Genomic DNA, 21,651 nt, shown 5'->3' with positions numbered 1-21,651 from the left:
CCGTGGCACGACCCCCGGCCGCCCCGCACGTGTGGCTGATCCCTTTGAAGGACCTCGACGACGACGCCCGCGCCGTCAAGCTCGGGGAACTGGCCGGCGTCGAACTCGGCGCCGGCCAGGACCGGTTCGTCGGCGAGCCGCTACGGATGGCCTTGGTGGGCCTGGCCGAGGAGTCTCGGCACCCGTACGTGCTGGACGTCGACGGCACCGCGGTGGGCGCCGCGACCCTGCAGTCCGGCGCCGCCCGCTCCGCCGGCTGGGCCGACGACGATTCGGCCTGGCTGCTGCGTGGCTTCGCCATCGACCGGCGGGCCCAAGGTCGCGGCTACGGCACCGCCGCGGCCACTGGGGCGGTCCGTGAGGCCGCCAGGCTCACCGCGGCCCTCGGCGGGACCCAGCGCGGCGTCGTCCTCTCGGTCAACGAGGCCAACCCGGCCGGGCAGGCGGCCTACCGCAAGGCCGGCTTCGAGGACCGCGGGCAGTACCTCGGCGGGGACGCCGGGCCGCAGCGCATCATGTACCGCGCATTCTGACGGCCCCGCCTTAGACTGGCGGCCATGACCGCCAACCCCGTCAACGACCCACGTCCCGAGCCGGCCCCCACCGCCGATGAGCGCACCACCCTCACCGGCTTCCTCACCTGGCACCGCAAGACACTCGAGCTCAAGTGCGCCGGCCTGGCCCCGGCGGACCTGGCCCGGGCCGCGGTGCCGCCCTCCACCCTGTCCCTCCTGGGCCTGCTGCGGCACCTGGCCTACGTCGAGCATCATTGGTTCCGGGGCATGCTGGCCGGCGAGAGTGTCCCGGCCCCCTTCGAGTCGGACGAGGACCCGGACCACGAATTCAATGGCGTGGAACCCACCGCGGAAGCCGTCGGCGAGGCCTGGGCAGCCTGGCGCACGGCCGTGGACTTTGCGGACGCCTTCGTCGCCGCGGCGCCGGACCTGGACGTCACCGGCAGGGACCACCGCCGCGGTGACGTATCACTCCGCTGGGTCCTGGTGCACATGATCGAGGAGTACGCCCGCCACAACGGCCACGCCGACCTGCTGCGCGAACAGATCGACGGCGCCACCGGCGAATAGTCGCGCATTCACGGGAAGCCCTTGACGAGAAAGCCTTAAAACAGGAACGGCCCCCGCCACAAGGCGGGGGCCGTTCTGTGTCTTACCTGCGTTTATGTCAGGGACTAGACGCCGTAGTAGAGCTCGAACTCGTACGGGTTCGGGCGCAGCGAGAGCGGGCGGATCTCGTTCTCGTACTTGTACTCGATCCAGGTGTCGATCAGGTCCTGGGTGAAGACGCCGCCGGCCTGCAGGAACTCGTTGTCCTCGGCCAGGGCCTCCAGGGCCTCCTCAAGGGTGCCCGGAGCCTTGGGGATGTCCTTGGCTTCCTCGGCGGGGAGCTCGTAGAGGTCCTTGTCGATCGGAGCCGGCGGTTCGATTCGGTTGCGGATGCCGTCGATGCCGGCCATCAGCTGAGCGGCGAACGCCAGGTACGGGTTGGAGGAGGGGTCCGGAGCGCGGAACTCGATGCGCTTGGCCTTCGGGTTGGAACCCGTGATCGGGATACGGATACCGGCGGAGCGGTTGCCCTGCGAGTACACCATGTTGACCGGGGCCTCGAAGCCCTTGACCAGGCGGCGGTAGGAGTTCACCGTCGGGTTGGTGAAGGCCAGGACGGCGGAGGAGTGCTTGAGCAGGCCGCCGATGTACCAGCGGGCGGTGTCGGACAGGCCGGCGTAGCCCTTCTCGTCGTAGAACAGCGGCTCGCCACCGTTCCACAGCGACTGGTGGCAGTGCATGCCCGAGCCGTTGTCACCGAAGACCGGCTTCGGCATGAAGGTCACGGACTTGCCCCAGGCGTCGGCGGTGTTCTTGATGACGTACTTGAACTTCTGCAGGTCATCGGCCGCGTGGGTCAGGGTGGTGAACTTGTAGTTGATCTCGGCCTGACCGGCGGAACCAACCTCGTGGTGGCTGCGCTCGACCTCAAGGCCGGCCTCGTCCAGTGCCACGCACATGGCGTCGCGCAGGTCGGCCTGCTTGTCGGTGGGGGAGACCGGGAAGTAACCGCCCTTGACGGGGGTCTTGTAGCCCAGGTTGCCGCCCTCTTCCTCGCGGCCGGTGTTCCAGTGGGCTTCCTCGGAGTCGATCTTGTAGAAGCTGCCCTGCGGGGAGGACTGGTACTGGACGTTGTCGAAGACGAAGAACTCGGCCTCGGGGGCGAAGAATGCGGTGTCGGCGATGCCGGTGGAGGCCAGGTAGGCCTCGGCCTTTTCGGCCACGCCGCGCGGGTCGCGGTGGTACGGGTCGCCGGTGCGCGGGTTGACGATGGAGAAGTTCAGCGCGAGGGTCTTCTCGATGCGGAAGGTGTCGACGAATGCCGTCGTGACGTCCGGGATGAGCTGCATGTCCGACTCGGCGATGCCCTGGAAGCCGCGGATCGACGAACCGTCGAAGAGCTGGCCGTTGACGAAGAAGTCCGCGTCGACGCTCTTGGCCGGGACGTTGAAGTGCTGCTGCACGCCGGGGAGGTCGGTGAAGCGGATATCGACGAATTTGATGTCTTCGTCCTTGATGAACTTGAGGACTTCGTCCGCAGTCTTGAACATCTATGCTCCTTACGCATATGAAAGGTCGGGCCCCAGGGGCCGTACGGGCCAGCGCAGTCCGACGCCGGGGACAGCGCACTGCCGTCCCCGCTCAGGATCCCGCTAACAACTGTTACCACCCTAGGGAGTGGGAGTTTCCCCGCGGTGTCAGCTTTGTTTCGCGCAGGTTACAAACCGCGCTGACCCTCCAAACCTAGCCGGTGTCCACACTGTGGCCTATCCATGTCCGCGATTCGAACCGTTTGAGTCCACACTGCGAACGCTCCAGCGGCCTGCCGGCGCCCGGTAAACTTGGCAGGTGGTAGATCGTAAAGACCTTGGCTCCTGGCTCAGTGGACCGGACACCTCCGGCATTTCCAAGTACCCGGGGGAGCGGCTGGGCCTGCCCGAATCCGGCCCCGGCTCGATGGCCCGGGCCGGCCGCCGGATCATCGCCATCTGCATCGACTGGGGCATCGCCCTGCTGATCAGCAACTTCGCCTTCGCCGGCAACTCCTGGGCCACCCTCGCCGTGTTCGCGGTGGAGCAGGCCCTGCTGGTGGGAACCCTGGGTTACAGCATCGGCCACCGGGTCGTGAACATCCACGTCGTCCGGCTCGGCGGCGGCCCGGCCGGACCTCTGGCCGGTGCGGTCCGCGCGCTCCTGCTCTGCCTGGTGATCCCCGCTGTCATCTTCGACCCGGACCACCGCGGCCTGCACGACAAGGCCGTCAACACCATCCTGATCCGCCGCTGACGAGGGCCGGCGCGGCGGTCTGGCACCCGGGCCGCCGTCGTCGTCCTCGCCGCTGTGCCGCATGCCTTTCCACTCGTGCATTCCGCCCGGGCTCGTCGGATCCATCCAGCGAGTCCGAACCGAATCCGCGAGCCGAACCCTCACCCGCGGCGGATCCAGCGCCGGCTCCCACCGGCCGAGTACCAGGCCTTAAACGCAGGACGCCCCGGTTCCTGACCAATGGCCTGGAACCGGGGCGTCCGGTGAGCTGCGGTGCTTAGCGGCCGCGGGCTGCCTTGCGGTCCGGGCGCGCCTTGTACGGGTCGATGCCCTTGGGGATCGGCAGGCGGTTGCCGAGCGAGGAGATGCGCTTGGAGACGGTGCTCACCTCGGTCTTGGTGAGCTCGTTCTTCATCTTGCCCATCTTGCGGGCGACCTGGCTGATGGGGGTCTGGCCCTCGCCGCGGCCGCTTTCGATCACGTGGATGGTGACGTTCGGCAGGATGCGGGCCAGGCGCTTGCGTTCGCCGTCGATCAGCGGCTTGACGCGGTGGCTGGGGCCCTCGCTGACCAGCACGACGCCGGGCCGGCCGATGGCGCGGAAGACGGCGTCCTGGGTGCGGGGGTTGACGGCCACGGGCTGGTCTTCGGTGATCCAGCCTCGGCGGAGGGTTCCCAGCGCCGCGCCGGAGGCACCGGGCTGGTTCTCGATCTGGGCGAAGGCGGCGCGCTCGGCGCGGCGGGACAGCACCAGGGTGGCGGCGAGGACACCGAGCACGATGCCGATGATCAGGCCCGTGATCCAGTTCTCCAGCAGGAAACCAACCAGCAGGGCAACCGCGACGGTGCCGAGGAACGCCAGCAGGATCAGCCACGTGACCATCGGGTCGTGGCGCCGGGTCATCTGGAAGACGTCCTTGATCTGCTTCAGCCGGCTCGGCTTCTTGACCTTGGCTTCCTTGGTCTTACGGGAGAAAAGGCCACGCTTCGGCTCATCGGCTGAAGAGGTGGACGTGCTGGAGTCGGAGGAATTCGCCATAATGCCTAAATTCTACGTGATGCACGGCTCAGGGCCGGACGCCGGATCTCTCCGGCGCCGGCCCTGAGCTGGCAGTGCGGTGCGGGTGGTTCAGGAGTGTGCCGCGAGCAGCGAGCTGGCTTCCTGGCGGGTGCTTCCGGAGCTCTCGATGTGAGCGAGTTCGGCCGGGATTTCCCAACCCTTCTTGCGCATCGCGGTGGCCCAGAGGCGGCCGGCACGGTAGGAGGAGCGGACCAGCGGGCCGGACATGACGCCCAGGAAGCCGATCTCGTCCGCTTCCTGCTGCAGCTCCACGAACTCCTGCGGCTTGACCCAGCGGTCCACCGGCAGGTGGCGCTCGGACGGGCGCAGGTACTGGGTGATGGTGATCAGGTCGCAGCCGGCCTCGTGCAGGTCGCGGAGTGCCTCTGAGATTTCCTCGCGGGTCTCGCCCATGCCCAGGATCAGGTTGGACTTGGTGACCATGCCCAGGTTGCGGCCCTGGGTGATGACGTCGAGGGAGCGCTCGTAGCGGAAGGCCGGGCGGATCCGCTTGAAGATCCGGGGCACGGTCTCGACATTGTGGGCGAAGACCTCGGGCTTGGAGTCGCAGATCGCGGCGATGTGCTCGGGCTTGCCGGAGAAGTCCGGGATCAGGAGCTCGACGCCGGTGCCGGGGTTCAGCTCGTGGATCTTGCGGACCGTTTCGGCGTAGAGCCAGACCCCCTCGTCGGCGAGGTCGTCGCGGGCCACGCCGGTGACGGTGGCGTAGCGCAGCTGCATGGACTGGACCGAGCGGGCCACCTTCGTGGGTTCGAACATGTCCACGGGGGAGGGCTTGCCGGTGTCGATCTGGCAGAAGTCGCAGCGCCGGGTGCACTCGGAGCCGCCGATGAGGAAGGTGGCTTCCTTGTCTTCCCAGCACTCGAAGATGTTGGGGCAGCCGGCCTCTTCACAGACGGTGTGGAGGCCTTCCTTCTTTACGAGGTTCTTGAGCTGGACGAACTCCGGGCCCATCTGGACCTTGGCCTTGATCCATTCCGGCTTGCGTTCCACCGGGGTGGCCGCGTTGCGCTGCTCGATACGCAGCAGCTTGCGTCCTTCTGGTGCCAGGGTCACAGCAGGGCTCCTTCATGGGTAGCGACGAGGGCTTCTTCATTCTTGCGTAGTTCTTCGATGATCCGCGACACGAGGTCTGCGGGGGTGACGTCCCGGCCGGTTTCCTGCGCGATTGTCGTGACGCCGGCGTCGGTGATGCCGCAGGCGATGATCTGGCCGTACGGGGCCAGGTCGTTGTTGCAGTTGATGGCGAAGCCGTGCATGGTGACGCCCTCGTGGACGCGGATGCCGATCGCCGCGATCTTGCGGGCGGGGCCCTTCTCGTCCGCGTCGATCCAGACGCCGGCGCGTCCCTCGATCCGGACTGCATCGATGCCGTAGTCGGCCAGCACGGCGATCATCACGGACTCCAGGCGCTCGACGTAATCGCGGATGCCGGCGGGGTTCTTCAGCTTGATGATCGGGTAGCCCACCAGCTGGCCCGGGCCGTGCCAGGTGAGCTTGCCGCCGCGGTCCACGGGCACCACCGGGGTGCCGTCGAAGGGACGTTCGTGGTCTTCGGTGCGCTTGCCTGCGGTGTACACGGCAGCGTGTTCAAGCAGCAGGACGGTGCTGGGCGCCGTGCCGGCGAGGACCTTCGCGTGGAGTTCGCGCTGGATCTCCCAGCCGCGGGTGTAGTCGATGAAGTCCGGGGCAAGACCCAGCTGTTGGAACTCAAGAGTCATGGAATCCAGCTTAGACCTCGCCCCGTGCGCCAACCGATTCTGTGGCCAAACTCTCACGCCTGTGGATAACTTCTGCGGCGTCGCGAAAAAGCGCGTATCCATGGGCTATGGACGAATCTGCGCGCACGAATCACGGGGAGCCCGGGCGCCCCGACGTCGAGGGCTACCGGGTGGGCCGGATGCTGGGTCGCGGCAGCTCCGCCGTCGTCTGGCTCGCCACGGAGCACGCCTCCGGGGCAAGCGTGGCGCTTAAGTGTTTTGAGCGTGGCCCGTCCGGGGCCGCCGGTGGGACGGAGCCTGGGTCCGAGACGGAGGAGGCGGTCCGCCGGGAGGTGCGCATCCTCTCGGTGGTGGAGCACGGCCACCTGGTGGGGGTGCGGGATGTGGTGCGCTTCCGGGCGGGCGACGACGGCGGGACCGGGCTGGCGCTGGTGCTCGACTACGCGCCGGGCGGCTCGCTCGCGGAGCTGATCGCGGCGCGGGGCAGCCTGGGCCCTGGGGAGACCGTCACCATCCTCACCCCGGTGGCGCAGGCCCTGAGCTACCTGCACGGCAGGGACTTCACCCACGGGGACGTCTCACCCGGGAACGTGCTCTTCACGGCGCACGGCAAGCCGCTGCTCTCGGACCTGGGCGTCGGGCGGATGATCGCCGACGCCGCCGACGCGCACCCGGCCGGGACCGGCGGCTTTCAGGACCCGACCCCGGTGGATCCGTTCCGCGCCGGACTGCAGCCTGAGGCGGATGTCTACTCCGTCGCGGCGCTCGGCTGGTATTGCCTCACCGGTTCCCCGCCGCCGCCGGAGCCGCAGCGTGCCCCGCTGCCGTTGCTGGTGCCGGGCGTTCCGGCCGCCCTGACCGCTGCCCTGGAGTCGGGCCTGCGGCTGGACCGCCGGCTTCGCCCCTCCGCGGCCGACTTCGCGGCGGCTGTGTACCGCTCGGCGACGGCGGCCCCGGTGGACCTGACCGTCTCGGCCCATCCCACGGTTCTTCCGGAACTCCTGACGCGTCGCTCCGGCCCGGCCACGCCCCGGGAGCGGCGGGCCGCCCGGCGCTCCGCGGCGGTCCTGGCGCTGCTGCGCGGGACCGCCGCCGCACGGGCGCGGCTCAGACGGCGTGGTCCTGGGGATGGGGCGCAGCTCAGACCAGGAGCCGGGGATGACCCGGCACGGCTCCGGACCGGAGTCCCCGGTGAGCGGACGCGGCGGGCGGAGGTGTGGTCACAGCGGAGGCCGGCTGTACCCGCGGAGAAGATCAGGGGGACGATAAGGCGGACCCGGCACCGGGCCGTGAGCCGACGGGGTGCACTTCGCCGCGCCATCCTCATGGCACTCGTGGCGGTGGCCGCCGCGGCCGGACTGGTGTTCCTGCCGGCGTTGGGCGACCCGGAGGCTTCGTTGAGGCAGGCGGTGCAGGCAACGGCTCCCGCGGCCGCTACCGGAGACGCAGCACCGGACGGGACCCGGGATGGCATCCCAGCCGATGTGGCGCCTCTGCTCTCCGCCGCCCGGCCCGAGGAGGCGGTGCAGGGTCTGGCCCGGCTGCGCGGCATGGCACTGCGGACCGGAAACCATGCCCTGCTGGCGCGGGTCACGGAGCCAGGGTCACCCGCCGCGGCGGCGGATGCGGAGGTGGCCGCCCGGCTTGCCGAGGACGGGCACGTTCTCGGCGGGTTCGAGCAGCGGCTGCTGGAGGTGCGGGCCAGGCCCCTAGGCAGCACGTGGACGGGCGGGGCCGGTGCCGTCCCGGACGATGGCGCCTTGGTTCAGCTGGCGGTCACGGTCGCGACTCCGGCCTACCGGGAGCTGGACCGGAACGGTGCGCTCGTGGCGGAGGCGGCAGCAGCCGGAGACCAGCGGCTGATTCTGGTGATGACCGCCGTCGACGGGAGGTGGCGGATCCGCGAAATCCTGCCGGCCGTCTGAGCCGCCCGGGCGCCGGCGCGGAGTCGATGTCCGGAGAGAACCGCGGCGCTATCCCGCAGCCGAGCTACTGCCCGGCGGCGACCCAGGCGGCCGCCTCACGCACGGTGGGATGCTGCCATTCGAATCCCGCGGCCGCCAGGGCCGCCGGCTCCATCCGCTGGCTCGCGAGCAACAGTTCGTTCGCCAGCCGGCCCAGCGCCAGCCGCAACGCCGGCGCCGGTGCCGGCAGCAGGGCTGGACGGTGCAGGGCATCGGCCAGCGACCGGATCAGCCCCGACACGTCGGAGGCCTCGGGGGCGCAGAGGTTGACCGGGCCCTCCAGCGGGGAGGTCAGTAGGAACTCGAAGGCCCCGGCAACGTCGGGCAGCGTGACCCACGGCCAGTACTGCCGGCCGTTGCCCAGCGGGCCGCCCAGGCCGGCGCGCAGCAGCGGGAGCAGCTTGCCCAGGGCACCGCCCTTGCGGCTGAGCACCACGCCGGTGCGCGGCGTGACCACCCGCACCCCGGCCGGTGCCTGGTGGGCGGCGGCCTCCCACTCGGTGCAGATGTCGGCGAGGACGCCGTGGCCGGCGGGGGAGTCCTCGCGCAGGACGGCTGATCCGGCGTCGCCGTAGAAACCGGAGGCGGACTGGCTCAGGAAGACCGGCGGCGGAGTGGCGGAGCGCTGCATCGCGGCCACCAGCGTGGTGGTGGGCTCCAGCCGGGAGGACTTCAGCTCGGCGATCCGTCGGCTGGTCCAGGGACGGTCGCCGATGCCGGCGCCGGAGAGGTTGATGACGGCGTCCACGCCGCGGAGTGCGGAGTCCTCCAGCCGGCCGCTGGAGGGGTCCCACTCGATTTCCGCGGCCGTCGCGGCGGGCCGACGGACCAGGCTGACGACGTCGTGGCCGCTGGTGCGCAGCCGGGTGGTGAGGGCGGTTCCGATCAGCCCGGAGGCGCCGGCGACGAGGATTCTCATGGTTCATCTCACCATGCCCGGCGCGGCAGGGAAACCTCCCCGGGGTGCGGCGCGCCGTTGACTATGATCGAACGATGACCTCTTCGAGTTACCTCCGTTTCCCGCACCTGCACGGCGATCTGGTCACCTTCGTGGCCGAGGACGACGTCTGGGTAGCCCCGCTCGAGGGCGGCCGCGCCTGGCGTGTTTCCTCGCTGCAGTTGCCGGCCCGCAACCCGCGGTTCAGCCCGGACGGCCGGCGCCTGGTGTGGACCGTGGTGCAGGGAACGGCGCCCGAGGTGGTGACGGCCGACGTCGACGGCGGCGGGTATCGCCAGCTGAGCTACTTCGGCCATAGCTCCACCCGGGTCAAGGGCTTCACGCCCGAGGGCAACGTCGTCGTCACCAGCGCTTTCCGCCAGGGCGACAGCCGCCTTACCCACGGCTACAGCCTGCCCCTGGAGGGCGGTTCCGCCGAGGAACTCCCGTACGGCCCGGTCGAGTCCCTGGCGTACGGCACGGTCGTCGGCGACGAGCGTCCCCTCGTTCTCGCCAGCGTGCTCTCCCGCGAACCGGCCTGGTGGAAGCGATACCGCGGCGGCACCGCCGGCAAGCTCTGGATCGACGCCGACGGCAACGGCGAATTCGAACGCCTGGTCCCGGACCTCGACGGCAACCTCACCGACCCGCTCTGGGTCGGCGGCCGCATCGCGTTCCTCTCCGACCATGAGGGCTACGGCAACCTCTACTCGGTGCTCCCGGATGGTTCGGACCTGCGCCGCCACACCGACCACGAGGACTTCTACGTCCGGCACGCCACCACCGACGGCGAGCGGGTCATCTTCGAGTACGCCGGCGAGCTCTGGCTCCTGAGCAGCCTCGACGCGGACGCCGTCAAGCTGAACATCACCCTCGGTTCCGCCGCGCAGGGCCGCCGCTCCACGCCGCTGAAGGTTTCCCGCCACCTCGGCGAGGTCATCCCGGACCGCACCGGCGACTCCAGCGCCGTCGAGTCCCACGGCACGCTGCACTGGCTGCGGCACAAGGACGGCCCCTCCCGCATCCTCGAGGCCACCCCGGGGGTCCGTGCACGGCTGCCCCGCCCCTTCGGCGAGGGAAAGATCGCCTACATCGCGGACCACGACGGCGTCGAGGCGCTCTACCTGCGCCCGATCGCCGCGCCACTCTCGGTAAGTAATGCTGGAAGCGACGCTGGAAGCGACGCTGGAAGCAGCGCCGGAAGCCGCGGAGCCACGGCACCGGCCGCCGCACCCGCCACCCCCAACGACTCCGACGACGGCGCCCCGGCGCTGCCCCGCCCCGTCTCGGCCGCCGCCCTCACCCGTGCCGGGTCCGAGAGTGCGGGCCGCGACGCTGCAGATCGGGTCCAGGCGGCAGCCCCGCAGGCCGATGACGCCACCGCCGCCACCGCGGACGCGGCCGGCGCCACCGCGGACGCGGCCGGCGGCACCGCCGGTGCCGAGCTCGCCGCCGAGGCCCGGACCGGTTCGTCCGCCGGCACCACGCGCATCGATTTCCCCCGCCCCAGCCGCCCCAGCGCCCTGGAGGCCAGCCCGGACGGCAACTGGCTGGCCGTCGGAACCTCCTTCGGCGACATCTACCTCGCGGATACCCGCACCGGCGAGCTGACCCTGCTCACCAGCATCGGCGAGGGCACCATCGAGGGCTTCACCTGGTCCCCGGACTCGGCCTGGCTGGGTTGGGCCGAACCGGTCACCTCCTTCGGCGCCCGCACCAGGCTGCGCCTCGCACCGGTGCCGGGTTCCACTGCGAAAGACGGCGGCGAAAAGGACGCCCAGGCGATCATCGACGTCACCGACGGCCGTTTCCGGGACGACTCCCCGGTCTTCACCCCGGACGGTAAGTTCCTGGCCTTCCTCTCCAACCGCAGCTTCGACCCGGTCTACGACGGTCACTCCTTCGACCTCTCCTTCCCGAGCCCGATCAAGCCGTACCTGGTGGCCCTCGCCGCGGAGACGCCGTCGCCGTTCGGCCCCAGCGTCGCCCTGGCCGAGGCGGTAGCCGCCGACGGCGCCGCGGACGCCTCCGGTACGACTGGCGGCCCCGCCGCCAAGACGACCGGCGCTGACAGCTCGGACACCGTCCCGGCGGTCACCGTCGACCCGGAGGGCCTGGCGCACCGCGTCATCAGTGTCCCCGTGCCGCAGGGCAACTACTCCCACCTCAGCGCCGCCACCGGCGCCCTGCTCTGGCTGGACCACGAACTGGCCGGCGTGACCGGCGACGGCCGGGCCAGCCTCGAGGACAAGAACGCGGCCCCCAGCCTGGTCCGCTTCGACCTGGCCAAGCGCCGCTGCACCACCATCGTCGAGGCACTCGACAGCTACCGGCTCACCGGCGACGGCGAGAAGGTCGTCCTCATCCAGGACAAGCAGGTCCGCGTCAGCCCGGCCCGCACCAAGGCCGACGAGGAGTCCGGCCAGCTGGTCAAGGTGGACCTGAACCGGATCCGGGTGCGCCTGGACCCGGTCAGCGTCTGGGGCCAGGCATTCGATGAGTCCTGGCGGCTGCAGCGCGACTTCTTCTGGACCGAGGACATGGCCGGCCAGGACTGGGACTCCGTCCACGCCCGGTACCGCCCGATCGTCGACCGCCTCGGCTCCCACGACGACCTCGTGGACCTGCTCTGGGAGATGAACGGCGAGCTCGGCACCTCCCACGCCTACGTCCGGCCCGCGATGGTCACCGAGAACGGAAGCAACGGGCAAGGCCGCCTCGGTGCCGACTTCGCCGCCACTGCCGAGGGTTGGGAGATCACCCGGATCCTCGCCGGGGAGTCCTCCGACCCGCTGGCCACCTCGCCGCTGACCCGGCCCGGCGTCGACGCCCGCCCTGGCGACGTCCTGCTCGCCGTCGACGGGATCGAACTGAGCCCGGAACTCTCGCCCTCGATGCAGCTGGCCGGAGCAGCAGGACGCGCCGTCGAACTGACGCTGCGCAACGGTCCCCGCCACGGCGAACGCGCCGGGGAGCAGCGCCGCGTCGCCGTCGTCCCCGTCAAGGACGAGGAGCGGCTGCGCTACCAGGAATGGGTCGCCGGCAACCGGCGCACGGTCCGCGAGGCCTCGCAGGGGACCTTCGGCTACCTGCACATCCCGGACATGATGGCCAACGGCTGGGCACAGCTGCACCGCGACCTGGACACCGAGACCGCTCTGGACGGCCTGATCGTGGACGTCCGGCGCAACCGCGGCGGCCACACTTCCCAGCTCGTGGCCGAGCTGATCGGCCGCAAGGTCACCGGCTGGAGCATGCCCCGCGGCGAACGCCCCCGGACCTACCCGCACCACGCACCGCGCGGGCCGGTGATCATCCTCGCCGACGAGTTCGCCGGGTCCGACGGCGACATCATCACGCAGGTCTCCAAGCTCCGCGGCATCGGCCCGGTCATCGGCACCCGGACCTGGGGCGGCGTCGTCGGCATCGACAACCGGTTCTCGCTGGCGGACGGCACCGGCGTCACCCAGCCGCGGTACGCGAACTGGTTCGCCGGGGGAGTCGGCTGGGGCGTCGAGAACTACGGCGTGGACCCGGACATCGAGGTGACGTTCCCGCCGCACGCGTACGCCGCCGGCAGCGACCCGCAGCTCGAATACGGCATCGGCGCGCTCAAGGAAATGATCCAGGAGCTGCCCACGGACCGGCCGCCGCTGCGCGAGGGCTACCGGAACGTCCGGCCTGCCCCGCTGCCGCCCCGCCGGCAGGGCTAGAGCCTCAGAGGCGGCCCCGGCCCGCAGAGGCCGGCCGCACGTAGGCACGGAAAAGGCCCCCGCCCACCGGGAAGCCGGAGGGCGGGGGCCTTTGTGTCGGCGCTTCAGGCTAGACGGCCAGGGTGGCGTCCAGGGTGATGGTGATCCCGGTCAGCGCGGCGGAGACGGGGCAGCCGGTCTTGGCTTCCTCGGCGATGCGCTGGAAGTCCTCCTCGGACAGGCCCGGGACCTTGGCGTTCAGGGTCAGGTGGCTGCCGGTGATGCCGGTGCCCGGCTCGAACGTGACATCGGCCTTGGTGTTGACCTCGTCCGGGGTGTGGCCGGCCTGCGCGAGGGCGTGGCTGAAAGCCATCGAGAAGCAGGCGGAGTGCGCGGCGGCGATCAGTTCCTCGGGGCTGGTCTTGCCTTCGGCGGACTCGGCGCGGGCCTTCCAGGTGACATCGAAGGTGCCGAGCCCGGAGCTGTCCAGGCTGGTGTTCCCTGCCCCGGTCATCAGGTCGCCGTTCCATACAGTGTGTGCGGTGCGTGTCGTTGCCATATCCACTCCTCAGCGTCGTTGATCCAGGAGTCCGGCGTCCGGACCCTGCCGCTCTCCATCCTAGGGTTAACGACGGCGGCGGCGCACCCGGGTGGGTGCGCCGCCGCCGTCGATGCGGGGGACTACTGCCAGATGGTGGCGATGGCGATGTTCAGCAGCGCCAGGCCGCCGACAGCGTGGGCGAGGCCCTTGCCGACGGGCTCGTCCTTCTTGTACCGGCGGCGGCCGATGAAGGCCAGGACCGCGACCACGAGCGCCACGACGAACTTGATGCCCAGCTTGGCGTAGTTGACGTCCATGTCCAGGGCCGGGATCAGGCCCATCATGGCGATGCCCGTGATCAGCTGAAGCACGGCGCCGTCGAACTGGCGCGGGTGGACCGTGGGCTTCTTCATCTGGCCGATCCAGATGCCGACGATCATGGTGGCGCCGATGATGTGGAGGAAGACCAGGATGTCGAACAAAATTTTCATGGCTTCAGTCTAACCAGAGAATTCTACGGTCCGTAGTAAGACGGCGACGGCGGCGCGGTCCGCCGGTGGGTTTCCCGCCGTGGTCCGCACCGCCGTCGCCGTTGGTGCCTCAAAGCCCCCGGGACCGGGGACCGCCTGCCGCTAGAGGCCCAGGTCGGCCTCGAAGGCGCCTTCCTCGAGGCGTGCCTTCAGCGTCTGCAGGAAGCGTCCCGCATCTGCGCCGTCCACCAGGCGGTGGTCGTAGGTCAGCGAGAGGTACATCATCGAGCGGATCGCGATCGAGTCGTCGCCGTTCTCGTCCGAGACCACCACGGCGCGCTTGACGATCGCGCCGGTGCCCAGGATAGCGACCTGAGGCTGGTTGATGATCGGGGTGTCGAAGAGGGCGCCCACGGAACCGATGTTGGTGATGCTGAAGGTTCCACCGGAGAGCTCATCCGGGCCGATCTTGCCGTTGCGGGTGCGGTCGGCGACGTCGGCGATCTTGCCGGAGAGGCCGGCGAGGTTCAGGTTGCCGGCATCGGAGATGACCGGAACCAGCAGGCCCTTGTCGGTGTCCACCGCGATCGCCAGGTGCTCGGCGTTGTGGTAGGTGATCTCCTGCTTGTCCTCGTCGTAGGAGGCGTTCAGCTTCGGGTGCTGCTTCAGGGCCTCGGCGACGGCCTTGGCGATGAAGGGCAGGAAGGTCAGCTTGGAGCCGTTCTGCGCCTGGAACGAGTTCTTGGCGCGGGCACGCAGCTTGGCGACCTTGGTCATGTCGACCTCGTGCACCTGGGTCAGCTGGGTGGAGACGTCCAGGGATTCGCGCATGCGGCGGGCGATGACCTGGCGGATGCGCGGGGCCTTCTGGACGGTGCCACGCAGCGAGGAAGCCTCGGCGGTGGGGGCCGCGGACGGGGTCTTTGCGGCAGTCGGGGCGGCGGCGGCCGGCGCGGCCTTCGCCTCGGCGGCGGCCAGGACGTCCTGCTTGCGGATACGTCCGCCGACGCCGGTGCCGGTCAGCGAGGAGATCTCGACGCCGTGCTGGTTGGCCAGCTTGCGGACCAGGGGAGTGACGTAGCCGGACTCGCTCGAGGAGGCGGCGGGCGACTCCTGCTTGGCGGGGGCGGCGGGAGCCGGGGCGGCGGCCGGGGCGGCAGCCTTCGGGGCCTCCTGCTTCGGAGCTTCCTGCTTCGGTGCCTCGGGAGCCGGGGCGGCGGCGGGAGCCGGTGCTTCCTGCTTCGGTGCCTCCTGCTTGGGAGCCTCCTGCTTCGGGGCCTCGGGGGCCGGAGCGGCGGCAGGGGCAGCGGCGCCGGAGCCGATGACGGCCAGGACGGAGCCGACCTCGGCGGTCTCGTCCTCCGCGACGCGGATTTCCTGCAGGGTGCCGGCAACGGGGGAGGGGATCTCGGTGTCGACCTTGTCGGTGGAGACCTCGAGCAGCGGCTCGTCGACCTCGACCGAGTCGCCGACGCTCTTGAGCCAGCGGGTGACGGTGCCTTCGGTGACGCTCTCGCCCAAGGCCGGGAGGGTGACCTCGTGGCCTTCGCCGGCGGGAGCGGCGGCCGGGGCCTCGGCAGCGGCCGGGGTTTCGTCTTCGGGGGCCGGAGCCTCGGTACCGGACGGGGTCTCGGCGGGGGCTTCCTCGGCCGGGGCGGCTTCCGCGGGAGCTGCCGGGGCGGCGTCAGCGGAGCCGTCGCCGATGCGCACCAGCGGGGCGCCGACCTCGGCGGTCTCGTCTTCGGCCACGAGGATTTCCTCGATCACGCCGGCGATCGGAGAGGGGATCTCGGTGTCTACTTTGTCGGTGGAGACCTCGAGCAGGGGCTCGTCCACCTCTACCCGGTCACCTACCTGCTTGAGCCAGCGGGTGACGGTTCCTTCGGTGACGCTCTCACCGAGGGCGGGCAAGTTAACGGATTCAGACATGTCGTCCCCGTTCTCCTTATTGATCTTTAGTGCGGATGATTGCTGCCTGGTTCGAGCTTAGTGCACCCGGTTTTTCGGGCCGGGTGCACTAAGCGCGGTGGTCTTGCGGTGCTGCGGTGGGGGCTGTTAGCCGTGCAGCGGCTTGCCGGCGAGGGCCAGGTGAGCCTCGCCCAGGGCCTCGTTCTGGGTCGGGTGGGCGTGCACCAGCTGGGCCACGTCCTCCGGGTAGGCTTCCCAGTTCACGATCAGCTGGGCCTCGCCGATCTGCTCGCCCATGCGGGAGCCGATCATGTGGACGCCGACGACGGGGCCGTCCTTCTGGCGGACCAGCTTGACCAGGCCGGAGGTGCCCAGGATGGAGCTCTTGCCGTTGCCGGCCAGGTTGTATTCCTGGGTCTCGATCTGGTCATCGCCGAACTTGGCCTTGGCAGCCTTCTCGGTGTAACCGACGGTCGCGATCTCCGGCTCGGAGTAGGTGACCTTGGGGATGTTTACGTCTTCGACGACGACCGGCTTGAGGCCGGCGATTTCCTCGGCGACGAAGATGCCCTGCTGGTAACCGCGGTGGGCCAGCTGGACGCCGGGGACGATGTCGCCGACGGCGTAGATGTTGCCGACGCCGGTGTGCAGGCGCTCGTTGGTGATCACGAAGCCGCGGTCGATGGTCAGGCCGGCCTCTTCGTAGCCGAGGTTGGCGGTGACCGGGCCGCGGCCGACGGCCACGAGCATGAGGTCGGCTTCGAAGGTCTTGCCGTCCACCAGGGTGACCTTGACGCCGTCGTTGTTCTGCTCGACGCCCTGGAAGAAGGTGCCGGTGGAGAACTTGATGCCGCGCTTCTTGAAGGCGCGCTCGAAGTTCTTGACGATCGTGGCGTCCTCGTTCGGGACGAGGGAGGGCAGGCCCTCGATGATGGTGACGTCCACGCCGAAGGACTTCCAGACCGAGGCGAACTCGACGCCGATGACGCCGCCGCCGAGGATGATGGCGCTCTTCGGGATGAAGTCCATGGTCAGCGCCTCGTCCGAGGTGATGACCTTGCCGCCGATCTCGAGGCCCGGCAGGGTGCGGGAGTAGGAGCCGGTGGCCAGGACGATGTTCTTGCCCTTGTACGCGGTGCCGTTGACCACGACGGTGTCGGTGCCCTGGAGCTTGCCTTCGCCCTCGATGACCGTGATGGCCTTCTTGGACTTGATCAGACCCTGGAGGCCCTTGTACTTGCCGGCGATGATGCCGTCCTTGTACGAGTTGACCGTGGAGATGTCGATGCTGTCCAGGCTCACGTTGACGCCGTACTTGGCGGAGTCACGGGCGTGGTCGGCCAGTTCGGCGGAGTGCAGCAGGGCCTTCGTGGGGATGCAGCCGTTGTGCAGGCAGGTGCCGCCGAGCTTGCCCTTTTCGATGAGGCCGACGGTGAGGCCGAGCTGGACGGCGCGGAGGGCGGTGGCGTAGCCGCCGCTGCCGCCGCCGAGTACCAGGATGTCGAATTCTTGCGCAGTTGCCTGATCGGCCACTAAAACGCTCCCTCGCGTGAACGATGACGCGAGAGTACGCATCATCTGGTCTTGGAATCTGTCTGCCGTGATTATGCCAGCAGGCGGCTTCCCTTTCGTGTGGAATTGCTTCCATGAAGCTGAATGCTTTGAAACTACGGTTCACCTTAGCGAACCACTAATCCATGCTCCACCTTGCCGTGGCGTTTGTGGAGCGCTTGTGTCCAGTCTCACGCGGGCCTGTGGCCGGGGTATCAGCCCCGGCCACAGGCCCGCGGAAGAGGGCTTACTTGGCGGCGAGGACGTCCTCGACGTAGGCCACCAGGGTGCGGACGGTGCAGCCGGTGCCCTGCTTGTGGTTGTAGCCGTAGGGGCTGCCGTTGTTGAAGGACGGGCCGGCGATGTCGATGTGGGCCCAGGGGATCTGCTCCCCGTTCTTGCCCTTGCCGACGAATTCCTTCAGGAACACGGCGGCGGTCATCATGCCGCCGTGGCGTTCGCCGATGTTGGCGATGTCCGCCACCTGGGAGTCCAGGCTGGGGCGCAGTTCCTCCGGCAGCGGCATCGGCCAGACCAGCTCGCCGGCGCGGTCCGCGGCGGCTTTCAGGGCGCCCGTGACGGACTCGGAGCCCATGACGCCCGCGGTGCGGTTGCCCAGGGCGATCAGCTGCGCGCCGGTGAGGGTAGCGACGTCGATGATCACGTCCGGGTGCTCCTCGCTGGCCGCGACGATGCCGTCGGCCATGACCAGGCGGCCCTCGGCGTCGGTGTTCAGCACCTCGACGGTCTTGCCGCCGAAGATGGTGAGCACATCGGCGGGGCGCTGGGCCGCGCCGGAGGGCATGTTCTCGGCGATGCAGAGCCAGGCGGTGGCCTTGACCGGCAGGCCCATCTCGGCCAGGGCCAGGACGGTATTGAGGACGACGGCGGCGCCCGCCATGTCCGACTTCATCTCACCCATGCCCAGGTGCGGCTTGAGCGAGATGCCGCCGGTGTCGAAGGTGATGCCCTTGCCCACCAGGGCAACCTTGGCGGTGGCCTTGGCCGGCGCGTACTCGACCTTGACCAGGCGCGGCTGGCGGGTGGAGCCCTTGCCGACCCCCAGGATGCCGCCGAAGCCGTCCTTTTCGAGGCGCTTCTCGTCCCAGACGGTCACCTTGACCGGCAGGCCCTTGGCCAGGTCCTTGGCGGCCTCGGCGAAGGTCTCCGGATAGAGGTGGCTCGGCGGCTGGTTGACCAGGGTGCGGGTGGCGTTGACGGCCTTGCCGATCAGCGCGGCGCGGTCCAGGGCCGGCTGCAGGAGGCCCTTGGTGGCGGCCAGGTCGGTGAGGATGCGCACGTTGCGGACCGGCTCCTTGAGCCCGTCCTTGGAGGAGCGGTGTTCGGTGTAGGCGTAGGCACCCATGGCCGCACCCTCGGCGATCGCGGCGACGGCGGCGGCGTCCGGGGCGGGCAGGGCCAGGGTCACGGTGCCCAGGCCGGCCAGCTGCCGGATGGCCGAGCCGGCGGCGCGGCGCAGGGCCTCCTCGCCCAGGGCGGTGCCGGGCGTGACCTTGCCGACGCCGGCGAGGACCAGGACCGGGGCTCCGGCCTCGGGCAGGCCGGGCAGGCGGTGTGCCTGGTCGGCGGCACCGGTGACGCCGAGGGCGGCCAGTGAGTCGGCGAGGGCCTCGGCGGCCTTGGCGGTCAACGGGTTCTCCAGCAGGACGGGGCCGTCGGTGCCCTGTCCGACGCCCACGACGAGGGCATCGGAGGGGGACTTCTTCACGTCTCCGGCGACGGCGCTCAGTTTGACTTCGGTATTCTTGACCACCAGGACAGTCCTCAATTCTCTGTGCTTCGTAAGCAGGGACTGCATGTTTGGCGCCCTGCCATGGGACCCGGGCCACCGGGAACGACGTACGTCCCGCCGGCAGCACCCGGGCCGGCCCTCAGGCCAGCTTCGATCGTAGTCTCTTGCCGCGGCCGGAACCGCATTTTCTGAGACGTGGCCCACAGTAAGGGGCAGGAATTAGCCCGGCGCCCGGGACGTTGGACCTGACAAAGGGACAGAATGCCGCGGCGACGCGGGCACTGCGCCCAAGACATTGCAGCGGCATTGCAGCCCCGCCGGGCGCCCGCTGTGCCCGGCAGACGGCCCCGCTGGGGCCGCATGGAGGAAAGGAATACGTGATGGAACGGATAACAGGTTCCCTGCTGGATCCGGCAACGCTGTACGTCCGTGACGACGCGCTGTTCCACAGCCCCGAACTGAGGGGCCTTGATCTGCTGATGGGCTTCACCGGCTTCGCCGATGCCGGCCACGTGGTCCGGCAGATCACCACGGAACTGGTCGACAACCTGGACGCGGAGCTGGTGGCGGAGTTCGACGCCGACCAGCTGATGGACTACCGGTCCCGCCGCCCGCAGATCAGCTTCGTCGAGGACCACCTGCAGGACTACCAGGCGCCGCGGCTGTCCCTGTACCGGCTGCGCGACGGGCTGGGCAAACCCTTCCTCCTCCTCGCCGGGTTCGAACCGGACCTGCAGTGGGAGCGGTTCGCACGCGCCGTCGTCGGCATCGTGGAAGAACTTGACGTCAACCTCACCGCCTGGATCCACTCCATCCCCATGCCCGTGCCGCACACCCGCCCGGTCGGCGTGACGGTCCACGGCAACCGCCCGGACCTGATCGAGGGCATCTCCGTCTGGAAGCCCACCGTTGAGGTTCCCGCGGCCATCGGCCACATCCTGGAGCTGCGCCTCGAGGCGGCCCACCGGGACGTCGCCGGCTACGTCATCCACGTCCCGCACTACCTGGCCGAGGCCGAATACCCGAACGCCGCCGTCGCCGGTTTGGAATACCTCGGCGCCGCGACCGCGCTGATGCTCCCCACCGACCGGCTCCGCGAGGCGGGCCGGGAGGTCGGCCGCCAGATCGCCGAACAGATCGAGGCCTCCGAGGACGTACAGCAGGTGGTGTCCCGGCTCGAGACCCGGTACGACGAGAAGGCCGAGGGCACGGTCCGCCGCTCGCTGCTGGCCGACGAGAACGACCAGCTGCCCAACGCCGACGACCTCGGCGCCGCGGTGGAGGCCTACCTGGCCCGTAAAGAACCCGGCGAATAAATAATCTTTATCCGTCGCGGGGGCATAATGGGGGAGTGACGTACCCCCGTGCCTGGCTCATCTGGATCATCGGGGTTTTCGCCTATCTGGTTGCCGTGAGCCAGCGCACCTCCTTTGGGGTTGTTGGCCTCGAGGCCACCGCCCGCTTCCACGCCAGCGCGGCCGAGATCTCCTTCTTCACCGTCCTGCAGCTGCTGGTCTACGCGGCGTTGCAGATTCCCGTAGGCATCCTGGTGGACCGTTTCGGCTCCCGGGCCATGCTCGCCGGCGGCGCCCTCCTGATGGGCCTGGGCCAGCTCCAGCTCGCCTTCGCCGACAGCATTCCAGGCGGCGTGCTGGGGCGTGTCCTGGTGGGTGCGGGCGATGCGATGACGTTCGTCTCCGTGATCCGGCTCATCCCGCTCTGGTTCGCCGCCTCCCGCGTTCCCCTGCTGACCCAGCTCACCGGCATGTCCGGCCAGCTCGGCCAGCTCTTTTCCGTCGTGCCCTTCGCCCTGATCCTGCATTCCGCCGGTTGGACGCCCGCCTTCCTGACCCTCGCCGGCATGTCCGGGCTCGCCCTGGTCCTGACCGTGGTCCTGCTCCAGGACCTGCCGCCCGGGCACCCGGCGCCGGCCCCCGCACAGGGGCTGCGCGCCACGGGGGTATCGCTCGGGGACGCCTGGCGGCAGCCGGGAACCCGACTGGGCCTCTGGAGCCACTTCACCGTGCAGTTCAGCGGCACCGTCTTCGCGATGACGTGGGGCTACCCCTTCCTGATTTCCGCGCAGGGGCTGAACGCCGGGACGGTGTCCGCACTGATGGCCCTCTATGTCGCGGCCGCGATCGTGGCCGGTCCGTTGATGGGGAGCTTCGTCGCCCGGCACCCGCTGCGCCGTTCCACCATGGTGCTGCTGATCTCGGGGGCCACCGCCGCCGCGTGGGCCGCGGTCCTGCTGCAGCCCGGGCGGTCACCGCTGTGGCTGCTGTCCGTCCTGGTGGTGGTGCTGGCCATCGGCGGCCCGGGCTCCATGATCGGCTTCGACTTCGCCCGCACCTTCAACCCCGCCCACCGGATCGGGACAGCCACCGGCATCGTGAACGTGGGCGGTTTCATCGCCGCGCTGCTGGCGATCTTCCTGATCGGCCTGGCCCTCGACTTCCAGCACGGGGCCGGGCTCTCGCCCGGCGGCCTCTACAGCCTGGACGCCTTCCGGGTGGCCCTCTGCGTGCATTTCGTCCTGCTGGGCGGCGGCGCGACGGCGATCCTCATCATCCGCCGCAAGGTCCGTCGGCAGATGGCCGCGCAGGGCGTGGTGGTCCCGCCGCTGCGGGACGCGATCGCCCGGCAGCGGCGCGTCGTGGCGGAACGACGGCGCGACGGCGGCACCGTCCGCTAGCTGCGGGGG

General features: G+C 69.9%; 17 protein-coding genes. 7 read left to right on the top strand and 10 right to left on the bottom strand.

Translation table 11 applies throughout. From position 1 onward, the window contains the following. Positions 1–2 precede the first annotated feature (2 nt). Together ABC337_RS01045 and ABC337_RS01040 are read left to right on the top strand one after the other, a co-directional pair. Complete coding sequence (locus ABC337_RS01045) at positions 3–533, top strand: GNAT family N-acetyltransferase (protein WP_412882713.1); 531 nt, start codon at positions 3–5, stop codon at positions 531–533. Between the two features lie 24 nt (positions 534–557). Next, the gene (locus tag ABC337_RS01040; RefSeq protein WP_412882714.1) at positions 558–1,085 is read left to right on the top strand and encodes a DinB family protein; all 528 of its coding nucleotides are present in this window, start codon (positions 558–560) and stop codon (positions 1,083–1,085) included. Between the two features lie 104 nt (positions 1,086–1,189). On the opposite strand, the gene glnA is transcribed toward ABC337_RS01040, so the two are convergent. Further along, positions 1,190–2,614, bottom strand: coding sequence for a type I glutamate--ammonia ligase (gene glnA, locus ABC337_RS01035; RefSeq protein WP_412882715.1), 1,425 nt, complete (start codon positions 2,612–2,614; stop codon positions 1,190–1,192). 298 nt (positions 2,615–2,912) lie between these two features. Between glnA and ABC337_RS01030 the strand changes: the two genes are divergently transcribed. Then, a complete protein-coding gene (locus ABC337_RS01030; RefSeq protein WP_364137804.1) occupies positions 2,913–3,350 on the top strand; it encodes an RDD family protein in 438 nt (145 codons plus the stop codon). Between the two features lie 256 nt (positions 3,351–3,606). Here ABC337_RS01030 and ABC337_RS01025 read toward each other — a convergent pair whose 3' ends face one another. From ABC337_RS01025 to lipB, 3 genes are all read right to left on the bottom strand, one after another. After that, positions 3,607–4,368 (bottom strand): DUF4191 domain-containing protein, encoded by a 762-nt coding sequence (locus tag ABC337_RS01025; RefSeq protein WP_412882716.1) that lies wholly within the window; start codon positions 4,366–4,368, stop codon positions 3,607–3,609. A 90-nt stretch (positions 4,369–4,458) separates the two neighbouring features. After that, the gene (lipA, locus tag ABC337_RS01020) at positions 4,459–5,466 is read right to left on the bottom strand and encodes a lipoyl synthase (protein ID WP_377972982.1); all 1,008 of its coding nucleotides are present in this window, start codon (positions 5,464–5,466) and stop codon (positions 4,459–4,461) included. After that, positions 5,463–6,131 carry a lipoyl(octanoyl) transferase LipB gene (gene lipB, locus ABC337_RS01015; protein ID WP_412882717.1) on the bottom strand — a complete coding sequence of 223 codons (669 nt, stop codon included), beginning with the start codon at positions 6,129–6,131 and terminating at the stop codon, positions 5,463–5,465. Before lipB ends, lipA begins: the two co-directional genes overlap by 4 nt. 107 nt (positions 6,132–6,238) lie before the next feature. On the opposite strand from lipB, the gene ABC337_RS01010 reads away from it, so the two are divergent. After that, positions 6,239–8,056: a serine/threonine-protein kinase gene (locus ABC337_RS01010; protein ID WP_412882718.1), complete on the top strand. Its 1,818-nt coding sequence runs from the start codon at positions 6,239–6,241 to the stop codon at positions 8,054–8,056. A 64-nt stretch (positions 8,057–8,120) separates the two neighbouring features. Here ABC337_RS01010 and ABC337_RS01005 read toward each other — a convergent pair whose 3' ends face one another. Further along, positions 8,121–9,014 (bottom strand): TIGR01777 family oxidoreductase, encoded by an 894-nt coding sequence (locus tag ABC337_RS01005; protein WP_412882719.1) that lies wholly within the window; start codon positions 9,012–9,014, stop codon positions 8,121–8,123. Between the two features lie 74 nt (positions 9,015–9,088). Here ABC337_RS01005 and ABC337_RS01000 point away from each other — a divergent pair, with 74 nt between their 5' ends. Then, positions 9,089–12,745, top strand: coding sequence for a S41 family peptidase (locus ABC337_RS01000; RefSeq protein ID WP_412882720.1), 3,657 nt, complete (start codon positions 9,089–9,091; stop codon positions 12,743–12,745). 109 nt (positions 12,746–12,854) lie between these two features. Here ABC337_RS01000 and ABC337_RS00995 read toward each other — a convergent pair whose 3' ends face one another. The 5 genes from ABC337_RS00995 to ABC337_RS00975 all read right to left on the bottom strand — a co-directional run bounded on the left by ABC337_RS00995 (position 12,855) and on the right by ABC337_RS00975 (position 18,968). Continuing rightward, positions 12,855–13,283: an OsmC family protein gene (locus ABC337_RS00995; RefSeq protein ID WP_412882721.1), complete on the bottom strand. Its 429-nt coding sequence runs from the start codon at positions 13,281–13,283 to the stop codon at positions 12,855–12,857. Between the two features lie 122 nt (positions 13,284–13,405). After that, complete coding sequence (locus ABC337_RS00990; protein WP_364137791.1) at positions 13,406–13,756, bottom strand: hypothetical protein; 351 nt, start codon at positions 13,754–13,756, stop codon at positions 13,406–13,408. A 141-nt stretch (positions 13,757–13,897) separates the two neighbouring features. Beyond that, on the bottom strand, positions 13,898–15,664 hold the full coding sequence (gene sucB / locus ABC337_RS00985) for a 2-oxoglutarate dehydrogenase, E2 component, dihydrolipoamide succinyltransferase (protein WP_412882722.1): 1,767 nt from the start codon (positions 15,662–15,664) through the stop codon (positions 13,898–13,900). A gap of 126 nt (positions 15,665–15,790) precedes the next feature. Continuing rightward, a complete protein-coding gene (gene lpdA, locus ABC337_RS00980; protein ID WP_290258147.1) occupies positions 15,791–17,176 on the bottom strand; it encodes a dihydrolipoyl dehydrogenase in 1,386 nt (461 codons plus the stop codon). 265 nt (positions 17,177–17,441) lie between these two features. Continuing rightward, positions 17,442–18,968 carry a leucyl aminopeptidase gene (locus ABC337_RS00975; protein WP_412882723.1) on the bottom strand — a complete coding sequence of 509 codons (1,527 nt, stop codon included), beginning with the start codon at positions 18,966–18,968 and terminating at the stop codon, positions 17,442–17,444. Positions 18,969–19,324: 356 nt separating this feature from the next. Between ABC337_RS00975 and ABC337_RS00970 the strand changes: the two genes are divergently transcribed. Then, complete coding sequence (locus ABC337_RS00970) at positions 19,325–20,263, top strand: proteasome assembly chaperone family protein (protein ID WP_290258145.1); 939 nt, start codon at positions 19,325–19,327, stop codon at positions 20,261–20,263. A gap of 35 nt (positions 20,264–20,298) precedes the next feature. Continuing rightward, on the top strand, positions 20,299–21,642 hold the full coding sequence (locus ABC337_RS00965) for an MFS transporter (RefSeq protein ID WP_412882724.1): 1,344 nt from the start codon (positions 20,299–20,301) through the stop codon (positions 21,640–21,642). Positions 21,643–21,651: the final 9 nt, after the last annotated feature.

The sequence above is a fragment of the Arthrobacter phoenicis genome, assembly GCF_047238215.1.
Lineage (GTDB): Bacteria > Actinomycetota > Actinomycetes > Actinomycetales > Micrococcaceae > Arthrobacter.
The sequence above is the reverse complement of the archived record's forward strand: the minus strand, read 5'-3'. Positions and strand labels throughout refer to the sequence as shown.